The 11846-nt window shown below is 64.0% G+C and carries 11 protein-coding genes; all 11 read right to left on the reverse strand.

Features of this window, described 5'->3' with window-relative positions:
• Positions 1 to 16: 16 nt before the first annotated feature.
• Positions 17 to 811 (reverse strand): ABC transporter ATP-binding protein, encoded by a 795-nt coding sequence (locus EPN31_RS02155; RefSeq protein ID WP_291768824.1) that lies wholly within the window; start codon positions 809 to 811, stop codon positions 17 to 19.
• A gap of 3 nt (positions 812 to 814) precedes the next feature.
• A complete protein-coding gene (locus tag EPN31_RS02160; protein ID WP_291768827.1) occupies positions 815 to 1702 on the reverse strand; it encodes an ABC transporter permease in 888 nt (295 codons plus the stop codon).
• A 12-nt stretch (positions 1703 to 1714) separates the two neighbouring features.
• Positions 1715 to 2683 (reverse strand): ABC transporter substrate-binding protein, encoded by a 969-nt coding sequence (locus EPN31_RS02165; RefSeq protein ID WP_291768830.1) that lies wholly within the window; start codon positions 2681 to 2683, stop codon positions 1715 to 1717.
• Between the two features lie 154 nt (positions 2684 to 2837).
• On the reverse strand, positions 2838 to 3515 hold the full coding sequence (locus tag EPN31_RS02170; RefSeq protein WP_291768834.1) for a phosphoribosylanthranilate isomerase: 678 nt from the start codon (positions 3513 to 3515) through the stop codon (positions 2838 to 2840).
• The gene (gene truA / locus EPN31_RS02175) at positions 3512 to 4339 is read right to left on the reverse strand and encodes a tRNA pseudouridine(38-40) synthase TruA (RefSeq protein WP_291768838.1); all 828 of its coding nucleotides are present in this window, start codon (positions 4337 to 4339) and stop codon (positions 3512 to 3514) included. The genes EPN31_RS02170 and truA overlap by 4 nt, the downstream gene beginning before the upstream one ends.
• Positions 4340 to 4367: 28 nt before the next feature.
• A complete protein-coding gene (locus tag EPN31_RS02180; RefSeq protein ID WP_291768843.1) occupies positions 4368 to 6185 on the reverse strand; it encodes a FimV family protein in 1818 nt (605 codons plus the stop codon).
• Positions 6186 to 7316 (reverse strand): aspartate-semialdehyde dehydrogenase, encoded by a 1131-nt coding sequence (gene asd, locus EPN31_RS02185; protein ID WP_291768846.1) that lies wholly within the window; start codon positions 7314 to 7316, stop codon positions 6186 to 6188.
• A gap of 38 nt (positions 7317 to 7354) precedes the next feature.
• Positions 7355 to 8431, reverse strand: a complete 1077-nt coding sequence (gene leuB / locus EPN31_RS02190) for a 3-isopropylmalate dehydrogenase (protein ID WP_291768848.1) — start codon at positions 8429 to 8431, stop codon at positions 7355 to 7357.
• Between the two features lie 110 nt (positions 8432 to 8541).
• On the reverse strand, positions 8542 to 9198 hold the full coding sequence (gene leuD, locus EPN31_RS02195; protein ID WP_291768851.1) for a 3-isopropylmalate dehydratase small subunit: 657 nt from the start codon (positions 9196 to 9198) through the stop codon (positions 8542 to 8544).
• A 9-nt stretch (positions 9199 to 9207) separates the two neighbouring features.
• Positions 9208 to 10611 (reverse strand): 3-isopropylmalate dehydratase large subunit, encoded by a 1404-nt coding sequence (gene leuC, locus EPN31_RS02200; RefSeq protein WP_291768854.1) that lies wholly within the window; start codon positions 10609 to 10611, stop codon positions 9208 to 9210.
• A gap of 129 nt (positions 10612 to 10740) precedes the next feature.
• On the reverse strand, positions 10741 to 11802 hold the full coding sequence (aroC, locus tag EPN31_RS02205) for a chorismate synthase (protein ID WP_291768857.1): 1062 nt from the start codon (positions 11800 to 11802) through the stop codon (positions 10741 to 10743).
• Positions 11803 to 11846: the final 44 nt, after the last annotated feature.

An 11846-nucleotide genomic window follows, 5' to 3' on the forward strand; every position in this document is an offset into this window, starting at 1 on the left:
GATCGACTTTTCGGAATCAGCCCAACAGCAAAGAGTCATCCGCCAGTTCCTCGCCACGCACCCGCTCGAACATGGCCAGAAGGTCAGGGACATCCAGACCCTGTCGGGCCTCCCCCGAAACGTCCAGCACGACCCGCCCCTGGTGCAGCATGACGGTACGATCCCCCACATCCAGGGCTTGGCGCATGCTGTGCGTCACCATCATGGTGGTCAAGCCGTGATCGGCCACGATGCGCGCGGTCAGATCCAACACGAACTTGGCGGTGCGCGGATCCAGGGCTGCGGTATGTTCGTCCAGCAGAAGGATGCGCGATGGACGCAGTGACGCCATGAGCAGACTCACGGCCTGACGTTGCCCACCGGACAGCAGCCCAATGCGATCGGTGAGCCGGCGCTCCAGGCCCAGCCCCAGCATGGCCAGGCGCTCGCGAAACAACACCCGCATTTCCTCGCGGACTGCCATACGCAGGCTACGGAATTGCCCGCGCCCCAGCGCCAGCGACATGTTTTCCTCAATGGTGAGGTTCTCGCAGGTGCCGGCCATGGGATCCTGGAATACTCGCGCGACCTTCCGCGCCCGATCCCAGACCGGCTGGCGCGTGACGTCCTCGCCATCGATAAGGATGGATCCACCATCGATCGTCTGTTCACCCGAAATGGCGTTCAGAAAAGTGGACTTCCCCGCCCCGTTCGAGCCTATGACGGTCACGAACTGACCGGCGGGAATGTCCAGCGACATCCCGCACAAAGCCTGGGTCTCGATGGGTGTGCCAGGGTTGAAGGTCAACTGCAGATTCTGCGCGCTCAGCATCGTTCATACCCTTTTCTTGCGCAGCCGCTGCTTGATCAGCGGAATCACCAGCGCCACGGTCACCAGCACTGCGGTGACCAGGTTCAGATCCTGGGCCTTCAGGCCCACAAAATCCGCATTCAGCGCCAGCGCCACGAAAAAGCGGTACAGCACCGCACCGATCACCACAGCCAGCGTAGTGATGGACAGTCTGCGGCTGGGCAGAATGGATTCCCCGATGATGACGGCCGCCAGGCCAATCACGATCGTGCCGATCCCCATGGAAATGTCGGCCCCGCCCTGCGACTGAGCGAACAGCGCGCCCGCCAGGCCGCACAAGGCATTGGAGATACCCATACCCAGCAGCACCATGTTGCCGGTGCGGATGCCCTGGGCGCGGGCCATGCGCGGGTTGGACCCTGTCGAGCGCATGGCCAGACCCACCTGGGTCGCGAAGAACCAGTCCAGGGCGAGCTTGACGACCACCACCAGCACCAGCAAGATGAGCGGCCGCGCGACGTAGTCCTGTACGCCAGACGGTTGCAGGACGGTGAACACCGTGGATTCCGTGATCAGTGGGACATTCGGGGCATTCATCACGCGCAGGTTGATGGAATACAGGGCAATCATCATCAGGATGCTGGCAAGCAGATCCATGATTTTCAGCCGCACGTTCAGCCAGCCTGTGATCACACCCGCAAAACCCGCTGCGAGCGTCCCGACCCCGGTGGACAGGAACGGGTCATAACCATGATGGATCAGGATCGCAGCCGCCGCTCCGCCCAGCGGGAAGCTGCCGTCGACCGTCAGGTCGGGGAAATTGAGGACGCGAAAGGAGATCAGGACTCCCAGAGCGACCAGGCCGAAGATCAGCCCGATCTCGAGGGAGCCCCACAAAGAGTAGATGGACATGCGGCGGGCGGGTTACTTCACGACCTTGGTCGCAGATTTGATGAGCGAGTCCGGGAGCTTGACACCCTGGCGGGCAGCCGCGCCCGGATTGACGTAAAGCTCCAGCTTGGAGCTGGTCTCCCAGGCCAGGTCACCTGGCTTGGCACCCTTCAGGATCTTCACCACCAGCCGGCCCGTTTGCACACCGATGTCATGGTAGTTGACACCCAGAGCGGCAATCGCACCGCGCTTGACGCTGTCCGTGTCGGCCGCGATCAGCGGGATTTTGGCCGCTTCGCCGACCTTTACCAGCGCTTCGTAGGCCGACACGACGTTATTGTCCGTATTGGTATAGATGGCGTCCACCTTGCCGACCAGGCTGCGCGCGGCAGCCCCCACGTCCACCGTGCGCGGCGCCGTCGCCTCGACCAGCGTCAGCCCGGCCTTGGGCAGAAGCTCGCGCAGCTGCTTGACGACCACCACGGAATTGGCTTCCCCGGGGTTGTAGACCATGCCGATCTTCTTCGCATTCGGGACGATTTTCTTGATCAGATCGATCTGCTTTTCGAGGGGCAAAGCGTCCGAGACACCGGTCACGTTGGTACCCGATGCGCCGACACCCGGTACGAGCTGCGCGGCGACCGGGTCCGTGACGGCCGAAAACACCACCGGGACGGTCTTGGTCGATGCCACCACTGCCTGAGCCATGGGGGTAGCGATCGCGACGATCACGTCAGGTCTGTCACCCACGTATTTCCGGGCAATCTGTGCCGCAATCGCATTATTGCCCTGTGCTGTCTGAAACTGCCACTTCAAGCCTTTGGCCTCGGTATAGCCCGCAGCAGCCAGCGCCTGGTGCACGCCATCCTTGACGGCATCCAGTGCCGGATGCTCGACGATGGACGTCACGGCGACGGACTGGGCCTGCGCCGGGGCGACAACCAGTACGCCCACGACGGCAACAGCGCCGGCCAGGATGCGAAGCGCGGAATGCAGAATCATGAAGAAGCTCCTTGGTGAGGAATGCCAACACACAGCAAACCACGCGTGCCGCCCGGTGGGTCTGCACGTTGGTCATGAGGCGTTCAGTCTACGTTCGATGGTGCCTTCTGTCGGGAAACCCCGGCAGCGCCATCATTTTAGCGTCTGCCGGAACTCATGGCGTCGCGGATGCGGGGGCCCCGGCATCGGCCGCTCTTACAGCCTGCACGAATTCCAGCACGCGGCCCGTATCCTTGATCCCGGGAGCGGACTCTACGCCACTGCTGACATCCACGGCAAATGGCTGCCACGCCGCAATCGCCCTGCCGACGGAGGTGGCAGTCAGCCCACCCGAGAGCACGCCCACCGGGATCCCGGGTCCACGTGGGATATCGGCCAGCAGCGACAGGTCGAAGCGCAGGCCGCTGCCGCCGAACCCGGAGCTATAGCTGTCGAACAGCCATCCAGCGGCATGGGGATAGTCCAGGCAGCGGGCCGCCAGCTCCGGCGCCGAACCCTGTCCGGGCGCACCCACCCGGAACGCCTTCATATAGCGGCTGGCGAACCCATCGCAAAATTCCGGCGGCTCCTCGCCATGGAACTGCAGCAGATCGGGCGCCACTCGATCCAGTACGCGCCGGACGTCGTCCGGACTCGGATTGACGAATAACGCCACGACGGTCACGAACGCCGGAACACGCTGGCGCAGGAGACGTGCCTGGTCCAGATCCAGGCGACGGCGGCTCTCCGGGTAAAACACCAATCCGACGGCATCTACACCGGCTGCGACCGCTGCGTCCACGTCCTGGGGCCGGGTCAGACCACAAACCTTGATTCGCGTGCGATGATTCATTGAAGAGCGGCTCCGGCGTCAGATTGCAGAATCGGTCCCAGATGACGCCGCAGCGCTGCGGACGCTGTCAGCAGCGGCAACTGGGGTGCCTCGGGATAGGCCACATGGGCCAGGTACAGGCCATCCGGCATGAAGGTGGACGCCGCCAGCCGGCGATCACGCAGACTCAGCAGTTCGGCGGCCCATCGTGCGGGCCGTTTGCCCCGTCCGATCATGACGAGCGTCCCCATCAGATTACGCACCATGTGATGCAAAAAGGCATTGGCGCGAAACTCGAAAATCAGAAAATCTCCACGAGCCTGGATCGTCAGCGCCTCCAGCGTCCGCACCGGGCTGGCCGCCTGACACTCGGCCGCCCGAAAGGCGCTGAAGTCATGCTCGCCCACCAGACCATCAGCTGCCTCGCGCATGGCATGGACGTCCAGACGATCATGAATCCAGCCAACGCGCCCAACCAGGATCGGCGAGCGCACCGCAGCGCACCGCAGCACATAGAAATAAGTTCGCATCCGGGCATCGAACCGGGCATGAAAAGCAGGGACAACCGGTAAGGCCCACTGCACAGAAATGCTTTGCGGCAGGAGCGCATTCAACCCCCGCACCCAGGACTCATCGCGGCGTTGCGCTTCAGTATCCAGGTGTACCACCTGCTGCAGCGCATGCACGCCCGTATCCGTGCGGCCCGCGCAAACGGTCGCTACAGGCGCTGCAACGAACTGGGCCAGAGCTGCCTCCAGCACGTCCTGAACGGTCTGGTGCGACGGCTGCGTCTGCCAGCCATGCCAGCAGCTGCCGTCGTAGCAAAGCCCTAGCGCAATCCGCACGGCGTCAGTTCCAGGCCGCAGGGCCGGCTCAGGCCTCAGGCCTGGAACCGGTGGGTTCCGACTGTGTGGACGGCGGCAATTCCAGATCGATGTCCTGAAGCTTTTCCTGCACCATGGCCTCCGTGATCCGGGGATCCGCATCGGCCTCGTCCCGGGCAGCGTTGGCGCGCCGCAACAACCAGGCGATGATGAAGACGATCAGAGCCAGCAGCGCCGTCATCACACCCAGCAGATGGTCCTGCAGCCAGTTCACGCGATGCTGCGTCTGCACGCTCGCGCGAAGCTCCGCCGCCTCGGCATTGGCGCTGGCCTTGGCTTCGTCCACAGGCGCATTTCCGGCTGCGCCTGGTGCCGCAGTACCAGAATGCGAGGAGCCAGAGGACGCCGAAGCGGTGGCGGCGCCGGACGGCGATGCCGAGCTGCTCGGGGAAACCGCCCCTGGCGCAACCGGGCCCGAAGCGGCACTGCCAGTCGCAGAAGCGGCACGGCCGCCTGGGGTTGCGCCCAAGGCAGCGGCCGCACCCGAAGCAGCGGTTGCACCCGAAACACCCGCTGCACCCGAAGCGCCTACGGTACCAGAAGCAGCCGTCGAACCCGGAACCGCATTGGTTCCCAAAGCCCCAGTGGCACCCGAAGCCGCAGTCCCGCCCGCAGCAGCAGCCGACTCCTCGGTGCGATCGGCCGCCGCCTGGGCTGCCGCTTCATGGCTGGCCTGGCTGATGGCGCCCGTAATGGTTTGAATGGAATGACCAATCGCGGCAGCACCGCTGGCCACGGCGTTGCGAGCAGCCTCGCCCTGAGTTTGCAGGGCCTGATTCAGGTTCTGAACGTTATCCTGGAGCTGGGTCACCCGAGACTCGGCATCCGCCAGCGCGTGGCCCTGTGCCGTTCTGGCGTCAGCCCGGTCATTGCGGCCCTCCGACAGGCGTACCCGATCGCCGGGACTTGGCTTTGCGGCTGCCGATTCGGCTCCGGATGAAGGCTGCACGGTTCCGGCTGATGCACTGCCGCCCCGTGCGGCCGGCACGCGGCTCGCGTGACGCCCCCGCATGCGGTCAAACGCGACCGTCTGAGCGACGAACTGGCGCCGAGCCTCGGCATCCGAGATCGACAGCATGTCGGCCACGTCGGGAACAGCGAGTGAAGCGCCGGCTCGCACCAGGTTGATGTTCTGGTGGATGAAAGCCTGAGGATTCGCCCGCTGCAAGGCCAACATCAACTGATAGATGGAAACGCCTTCGACGCTATGACGCCGCGCGATGGCGAACATGGTATCGCCCGTGCGGACGCGGATCGAACCGGCCGGAACCCGGCGCACGCTGGTCGGCGCCTGAGCCGCCCCAAGGGCCGGACCGAGAGTGCGAGCCCCGGCGGGCTGCACTTGGCCAGCGCCAGTCGGCTGACCATGAGCCGGCCCCGGCGCAATCAGGGAAACCTGGTAGCGCTCCGATCCGGTAGCCGTCTTCACATCCAGCAAGACGTCAGCCAGCGTTCCCGCGAAGGCCTGCGGTGAATGGATGCGCAATTCCCGATCAGACTTGTTCCCCACCCCCGGCACCACGGAAACTGAGAGGCTTTCCAGGGCGACCGGCGGCGTGAGCCCTGCCTGTGCCCACGCGGCTGCCGGGGCCGGTTGCGCCGACAGCGCCTGCAGGTCCGCTGCCGTCAGTCCGGTTACCGGCACCACCACGAGCAACGGCTGTCCCGTCGCCGATGCCAGTCGGGCATGACCGAAAGTAGCTGCCTGGGCAGGCGACAACGCCAAGGCCCCCAGCATCGCCAACGACGCGCCACAGCAGCGCAGGAAACGGCCCGAACGTTGCCTCGGACGCAATGGAATCACCATTTACAGCTCGCCCAGCGCAATGCGCAGCATGCGGCGGATCGGCTCCGCCGCCCCCCACAGCAACTGATCCCCCACCGTAAAGGCGCTCAGGTATTCGGGCCCCATGGACATCTTGCGCAGGCGTCCCACCGGAATATCCAGCGTCCCGGTGACGGCCACCGGCGTCAGATCGCGCACGGTCGCTTCCTTGTCGTTCGGGATGAGCCGCGCCCACTCGGTTCCGGAACGGATGGCGGCATGGATGTCTTCGAGAGGAATGTCCCTCCGCAGCTTGATGGTGAGCGCCTGGCTATGGCAGCGCATGGCGCCAATGCGCACGCACAGGCCATCGACCGGAATGGCCGGAGTCTCGAATCCGGGGCCGCGCCCCAGAATCTTGTTGGTTTCGGCGCTGCCCTTCCATTCTTCGCGGGACATGCCGTCCTGCAGGTCCTTGTCGATCCACGGGATCAGGCTACCGCCCAGCGGCACACCAAAATTGTCCTGCGGCAACGAGGGGTCCTGTTGCGCCTTCAGGACGCCGCGGTCGATGTCGAGAATGGCCGATGCCGGGTCCTTCAGCAGGTCTTCGACGGCCGAATTCAGGATGCCGAACTGCGTCAGCAGCTCGCGCATATGGCGCGCACCACCGCCGGAGGCCGCCTGGTAGGTCATGGAGGTCATCCATTCCACCATGTCCGCCTTGAACAGCCCAGCCAACCCCATGAGCATGCAGCTGACAGTGCAGTTCCCGCCGATATAGTCTCGGACCCCGCGCTCCATGGCGCGGTCAATCACCGGGCGGTTGACCGGGTCGAGCACGATGACGGCGTCGTCCTTCATGCGCAGGGTGCTGGCCGCATCGATCCACAGTCCCTTCCAGCCGGCAGCCCGCAGCTTCGGATAAATCTGGGTGGTGTAGTCGCCACCCTGTGTCGTCACGATGATGGGCAGTTTTTTCAGGGCCGTCACATCATGGGCGTCCTGGAGGGCGGCCGCGCCTGTTGCCCATTTCGGTGCCGGGCCGCCTGCATTGCTGGTCGAGAAAAAGACCGGTTCGAAAAGGGCGAAATCATGTTCGTCGCGCATGCGTTGCATCAGCACCGAACCAACCATCCCCCGCCATCCCACCAGACCAACTGCTTGAGCCATAAACCCCACCAAAACCAAAAGAAATGAACTTGAATTCTCTATTCTAATGCCTGTAACACAGCATCGCCCATCTCAGAGGTCGAAACCTGTGTGGTTCCTGCCTCATGAATGTCGCTTGTGCGCAAACCGCGTGAAAGGACGGTCTGAACGGCAGCTTCGACACGGTCGGCCGCTGCCGGCTGATCCAACGAGTACCGAAGCATCATGGCCACCGACAGAATGGTCGCCAGCGGGTTGGCAATATTCTGTCCAGCAATGTCCGGCGCCGAGCCATGGCTGGGTTCGTACAGACCCTGTTTGCTGGCATTCAGCGACGCCGAAGGCAGCATGCCGATGGAACCGGTCAGCATCGCCGCCTCGTCGGACAGAATGTCGCCAAACAAGTTGCCCGTCACCACCACATCAAAGGCCTTGGGCGCCCGCACCAGCTGCATGGCGGCGTTGTCGACATACATGTGCGAGAGCGCCACCTGAGGATATTCACGCGCCACATCCTCCAGAATGTCGCGCCAGAACTGGGAGGTCTCCAGCACGTTGGCCTTGTCCACGCTGCAGAGCTTTCCGCTACGCGCCGCAGCCGCCCGGAAAGCGACGTGGGCGATTCGCCGGATCTCCGACTCGGCATAATGCATGGTGTCATAGCCCTGGCGCTCGCCGGCGAAGGGGCCATCGGCGACGGTGCGCACGCCGCGCGGCTGGCCGAAATAGATGTCCCCCGTCAGTTCGCGCACGATCAGGATGTTCAACCCGGACACAACCTCGGGCTTGAGCGACGAGGCATTGGCCAATTCCGGATACAGGATCGCCGGGCGCAGGTTGGCGAACAGTCCCAGCGCTTTGCGCAGGCCAAGCACGGCCTGCTCCGGTCGCAGGGCACGTTCCAGATGGTCGTACTTCCAGTCGCCCACCGCGCCGAACAGCACCGCGTCGGACTTCAGCGCCAGGTCCAGCGTACTGGGCGGCAGGGGATGCCCCAGGGCCGCATAGGCCGCGCCGCCGACTGGCGCCTCGGTCAATTCCAGATCCAGATCCAGCGCGCGCAACACGCGTACGGCCTGGGACACGATCTCCGGGCCGATTCCATCGCCCGGCAACACAGCAATACGAGAGGTCATAAAGAGTTTCCGATGATAAAAGCCCGATTCCGGCGCGCAGGGATCTGCCGCTCCGGGAATCGGGCAACACCCTGCACCAAGGCAGGACGCCAATACTGGACAGCGATTGCCTAGTGCGCCGCCGGGGCGGTCTTCACCAGCCAGGGATGGCGGGCAAGGCGGTCCGCCTCAAAGGCGCGGATCTGGTCAGCGCGCAGCAAGGTCTGGCCAATCTCGTCCAGCCCCTTGAGCAGCGACTCCTTGCGGTAGCCGTCCACCTCGAAGGCCCAGGATTCACCGTCCGGGGCCGTCACCCGCTGCTGCGCCAGGTCCACCGTCAGCTCATATCCGGGAGTGCTTTCAACGGCCGCGAACAGGCTGGCCACCACTTCTTCGGGCAACACAATGGGCAACAGCCCGTTCTTGAAGCTGTTGTTGAAGAAGATGTCGGCGTAAGACGGCGCAATCAGCGCTCGAAACCCGTACTGCTGCAAGGCCCAGGGCGCGTGCTCCCGACTGGAGCCACAGCCGAAGTTCTTGCGCCCGAGCAGGATGGAGGCGCCCTGATAACGGGGCCGGTTCAGGACGAAATCCGGATTCAACGGACGCTTGCTGTTATCCATGCCCGGTTCGCCATGATCCAGATAGCGCAGCTCGTCGAACAGATTGGGGCCGAACCCGCTACGCTTGATGGACTTCAGGAACTGCTTGGGGATGATGAGATCTGTATCGACGTTCTCGCGATCCAGGGGCGCCACCAGGCCCCGATGCGTGGTAAAGGCTTGCATGATGGATTCCTATTGAAAAGTACGCACGTCCACGAAGTGACCCGCAACGGCTGCCGCAGCAGCCATGGCCGGGCTCACCAGATGCGTACGCCCACCCTGCCCCTGGCGACCCTCGAAATTACGGTTCGAAGTGGAGGCACAGCGTTCGCCGGCCTCCAGCCTGTCGGCGTTCATGGCCAGACACATGGAGCAGCCCGGTTCACGCCACTCGAAACCCGCTGCCAGGAAAATCTGGTCCAGTCCTTCTTTTTCCGCCTGGGACTTCACCAACCCGGATCCGGGCACCACCATCGCCAGCTTCACATTGCTCGCGACCTTATGTCCCTTGGCGACAGCCGCGGCAGCCCGCAGGTCTTCGATTCTGGCATTGGTGCAGGATCCGATGAAGACCTTGTCCACAGGGATTTGCTCCATGGGCGTGCCCGGCTTGAGATCCATATATTGCAGCGCACGTTCCATGCCCTTGCGCCGGACGGCGTCGGCCTCGGCAGCCGGATCCGGAACCCGGCCGCCCACGGTGGTGACCATCTCGGGCGAGGTCCCCCAACTGACCTGGGGCTCTATCCTGGTCGCGTCGATCTCGACGACCCGGTCGAAATGCGCCCCCTCGTCCGAGTGCAGCGTTTTCCAGTCGGCCACAGCGAGATCCCAAAGATCGCCTTCGGGAGCATAGGGGCGGCCCTTGAAGTAGTCGATGGTGGTCTGGTCCACCGCCACCATCCCGGAGCGCGCGCCTGCCTCGATGGCCATATTGCAGATCGTCATGCGGCCTTCCATGGACAGCGCGCGCACCGCGCTGCCGCCGAATTCGATGGCATGGCCGGTGCCACCCGCCGTGCCGATCTGGCCGATCACATACAAGATCAGGTCCTTGGCGGTACAGCCAAACGGGAGCTGGCCCTCCACGCGAACCAGCATATTGCGACTTTTCTTCATCAGCAGCGTCTGGGTCGCGAGTACGTGCTCGACTTCGGACGTCCCGATGCCGAAGGCCAATGCCCCCATGGCGCCGTGGGTACTGGTATGCGAGTCCCCACAGACCACCGTCATGCCCGGCAAAGTGGCCCCCTGCTCGGGCCCGATGATGTGAACGATGCCCTGGCGCCGATCGTTCATGCGGAACTGCGTGATGCCCCAGGTTTCACAGTTCTTGTCCAGCGTGTCCACCTGCAGCCGGGAAACGGGATCCTTGATGCCTTTCGCCCGGTCCGTGGTGGGGACATTGTGGTCGGACACCGCCAGGTTGGCCGCGATGCGCCAGGGCTTGCGGCCGGCGAGCTGCAGGCCCTCGAAGGCTTGGGGGCTGGTCACTTCGTGGACCAGATGGCGGTCGATATACAAAAGACAGGTGCCGTCGGGGCCCTGGTGAACCACATGGGCATCCCAGAGCTTGTCATACAGGGTTTGGGGCATGGTCGTGACCTCGTACAATGAATCAGGCCGGATCCGGCCACCGAATTCATTATGACAGCCTGATCTGCCCGGACAAGCCAAGCTGCCATCCTAGTATCAGCAGTAACAGGCCTGAAGGAGCAACAGGCCTCAAGTCCCGCACTGCCCGCGATGGCGCAAGGCATGGTCCATGAGCACGATGGCGAGCAGGGCCTCGGCAATGGGTGTCGCCCGGATGGCCACGCAGGGATCATGCCGCCCCAGCGTCTGCACCATGACAGGCTCATTGGCCTTGTTCACCGAATGGCGCTCAAGCCGGATGCTGGAGGTGGGCTTGATGGCCAGCGAAACCCTGACCGGCTGCCCGGAGGAGATCCCCCCCAGGACGCCCCCGGCATGGTTGCCCAGGAAACCGTCCGGACTGAGCTCATCGCCATGCTCCGAGCCCCGCATGGCGATGCAGTCGAACCCCGAACCGATGGACACGCCCTTGACCGCATTCAGGCCCATCATGGCATGGGCAATATCGGCATCCAGCCGGTCGTACACAGGTTCGCCCCAGCCCGCCGGCACTCCCTCGGCAACCACCTCGATACGGGCCCCGATGGAGTCCCCGTCGTGACGAAGCTGATCCATGAACGCCTCGAGCTGCGACACGATACCCGAATTGGGCGCATAGAACGGATTCTGGGGTACCGCATCCCAGGATTCAAAAGGAATGGGAATGGGACCCAGCTGACTCATGTAGCCGCGAATGACGACGCCATGCTCCTGCTGCAGCCACTTGCGCGCGATGGCTCCGGCCGCGACGGTCGGAGCTGTCAGACGCGCCGAAGAGCGCCCGCCCCCCCTGGGATCGCGAATGCCGTACTTCTTCCAGTAGGTGTAGTCGGCATGCCCCGGCCGGAAGGTCTCGGCGATGTTTCGATAGTCTCGGCTGCGCGCGTCCGTATTGCGGATCAACAGACTGATTGGAGTGCCGGTAGTCTGGCCCTCGAATACGCCCGACAGGATCTCGACCACATCCGGTTCACGGCGCTGGGTCACATGGCGCGAGGTGCCCGGGCGGCGCCGGTCGAGTTGAGCCTGGATGTCCGACTCGGCAAGCGCCATCCCCGGCGGGCAGCCGTCGATCACCGCGCCGATGGCCGGCCCGTGAGACTCGCCGAAATTGGTCACGCGAAACAGGGTACCCAGGGAATTGCCAGCCATGGTCGTTGCAGTGGGAAGTCCGGAAACCCCTGCATTATGGCATT

This window comes from Castellaniella sp. (assembly GCF_004321985.1).
GTDB lineage: Bacteria > Pseudomonadota > Gammaproteobacteria > Burkholderiales > Burkholderiaceae_B > Castellaniella.